The 1,964-nt window shown below is 48.7% G+C and carries 3 protein-coding genes and 1 tRNA gene; 2 read left to right on the plus strand and 2 right to left on the minus strand.

Features of this window, described 5'->3' with window-relative positions:
* Together WS34_RS15880 and WS34_RS14390 are read right to left on the minus strand one after the other, a co-directional pair.
* Nucleotides 1–193, minus strand: a 193-nt coding sequence (locus tag WS34_RS15880; protein WP_353743271.1) for a DUF763 domain-containing protein, incomplete at its 3' end; no start/stop codon positions are given.
* Nucleotides 121–351 (minus strand): hypothetical protein, encoded by a 231-nt coding sequence (locus WS34_RS14390; RefSeq protein WP_286693825.1) that lies wholly within the window; start codon nucleotides 349–351, stop codon nucleotides 121–123. The genes WS34_RS15880 and WS34_RS14390, both read right to left, overlap by 73 nt.
* Nucleotides 352–451: 100 nt before the next feature.
* Between WS34_RS14390 and WS34_RS14395 the strand changes: the two genes are divergently transcribed.
* Nucleotides 452–539: transfer RNA gene (locus tag WS34_RS14395), tRNA-Ser, on the plus strand.
* Nucleotides 540–812: 273 nt separating this feature from the next.
* Nucleotides 813–1,964: site-specific integrase (locus tag WS34_RS14400; protein WP_046405708.1), on the plus strand; the 1,152-nt coding region annotated here is incomplete at its 3' end.

Consider the following 1,964-nt stretch of genomic DNA (forward strand, 5'->3'; position numbering starts at 1 on the left):
AATCCATTCCCAGCACACAACCCAGCGACTGGAACCAGAAGGGGTCGCTGAGCCTACGCAACAGCTCCCCCCGGCCGTACTCCATCACTACCGCCTCGACAATCGCACCGCCCAGCAGGCTCATCCGCCGGGCAAGCCACTGCGGTACGCTCCCGTAATGCAGCGGGAGGTCTGCATGTCCGCTTCTTCCCATTTCGGCAAAGATAGGTATCCGACCGGTGTTGTGTGCAGTATGGACATAAATAAAAACGCACCTTCCGGTTTGTCGTCAGGCAGGTACGACAGCATACGACATATCCCTCCGTCTACTGCAGAAATGACGATTTTTTTAACGTCGGGCTTTGCCTGCATGATTTTATTCATTACTTTTGCACCGCCTCGTCCGAAAACGAGGCATCGGGAAGGCCGGGATTTCACAGCGACGAGCAGGCCATTACCGACAAGTCATGATGGAGAGGTGCTCGAGTGGTTGAAGAGGCGCGCCTGGAAAGTGCGTATACCTCAAAAGGGTATCGCGGGTTCGAATCCCGCCCTCTCCGCTGAACGTGCTGGACAGAAATGGTCAGCAAACGGACAAAAAGCTACAAATCAATGATTTGTGGCTTTTTTTATTGCCCGAAAGTCCTGCTTCCAAGACTTCAAAAGTACGGTAAAAGACAAAGTTTCGTTACTAAATCGTTACCTATTCCCCGCCGGACAAAAACGGTAACGATTTGTCCATAAATGACCTGATAATGACTATATTAGTCCATAGTCTGCATAACTCGAAAACGAGAGGTAAAAACTAATTTTGCAACTAAAAATTTTGAGTTATGAAATCGACATTCAAGGTTCTTTTTTATTTGAAGAAAGGTTCTGAAAAGAAAAACGGCGAGGTTATGATTATGGCACGCATCACCATAGACGGCAAACTTTGCCAGTTCAGTACGAAACAGAGCATCCAGCCCGACAACTGGAGCATTGCTGCGGGCAAAGCCAAAGGCAGGGATGCCGGGAGGATAAACGCCCTTTTGGACGACATACGTTCTTCCCTGAATACCATTTACCACGAAATGCAGCGGCGTGACAACTACGTGACCGCCGAGAAAGTGAAAAACGAGTTTTTAGGTCATAGCGAGAGCCACGAAACAATCCTTTCATTGTTCCAAAAGCACAATGACGATGTGAAGCAGCTTGTGGGCATATCCAAGACGATAGCGACCTACCGCAAGTATGAAGTGACCCGCCGCCACCTCGCTGAATTTATCCAAAGCAAGTACAACGTATCGGACATATCCATAAAGGAGATAAGCCCGATGTTCATTACCGATTTTGAGTTGTATTTGCGTACCGCCTGCAAGTGCGGCTATAACACCACCGCCAAGTTCATGCAGTTCTTCAAGCGTATCATCATCATTGCCCGTAACAATGGCATACTGGTGGGCGACCCGTTCGCCAGCTACAAAATCCGGCTGGAGAAAGTGGACAGGGGTTATCTGACAGAGGACGAGATAAAAATCATCCTTAAAAAGAAAATGGTTTCCGAACGGCTGGAACACGTCAGGGACTTGTTCGTCTTTTCCTGTTTCTGCGGTTTGGCATACAGCGATGTCGCCAACTTGCGGCAGGAGAATATCCAAAAGTCCTTTGACGGCAACCTTTGGATAATCACCAAGCGGGTAAAGACCAACACGGACGTGAATGTCCCCCTGCTGGATATTCCCAAGATGATTTTGAAGAAGTACAAGGGCAAGTTGCCGGACGGGAAGATACTTCCCGTAATCAGCAATCAGAAGCTAAACGCCTACTTGAAAGAGATTGCCGATATATGCGGTATTAAAAAGAACCTGACATTCCACCTTGCCCGGCACACGTTCGCCACGACCACCACGCTGTCAAAGGGCGTACCCATTGAAACGGTGTCCAAGATGCTGGGACACACAAACATAGAAACTACGCAAATTTACGCCCGCATCACCAACAGC

Source organism: Odoribacter sp. N15.MGS-14, assembly GCF_000980245.1.
Classification (GTDB): domain Bacteria; phylum Bacteroidota; class Bacteroidia; order Bacteroidales; family Marinifilaceae; genus Odoribacter; species Odoribacter splanchnicus.

What these genes read in the sequence shown, in the direction of transcription:
- WS34_RS14390 (WP_286693825.1), bottom strand. Translation starts at nt 351, where the DNA reads ATGCAGGCAAAGCCCGACGTTAAAAAAATCGTCATTTCTGCAGTAGAC.